At 76.9% G+C, this 238-nt stretch carries 1 pseudogene; it reads left to right on the forward strand.

Annotation, left to right across the window (positions count from 1 at the left end):
- Positions 1–238, forward strand: a pseudogene (locus tag KVS71_RS18680) (glutamate 5-kinase); the annotation flags it as partial.

Genomic DNA, 238 nt, shown 5'->3' on the forward strand with positions numbered 1-238 from the left:
GGGCTCGTCATCCATCGGCGGCGAGGCGCCCTGGCGCTTCCCGGTGCTCGTCGGGGCGCTGGCCGCGGCGCCTGCCCGCGGAGCCGAGGTCGTGCTCGTGTCGTCGGGAGCGTTCGCCTCCGGCATCCCCTTCCTCCGCCTGGACGCGCGGCCCACCGCCCTCCCCCCGCAACAGGCCGGGGCCCGGGTCGGGCAGAACATCCTCCTCCACCGGAACCTGGAGGCACTGCGCCCCTCC

Origin of the sequence: Microbacterium sp. GbtcB4, from assembly GCF_019091465.1 — a bacterium.
GTDB classification, from domain to species: Bacteria; Actinomycetota; Actinomycetes; order Actinomycetales; family Microbacteriaceae; genus Microbacterium; species Microbacterium paraoxydans.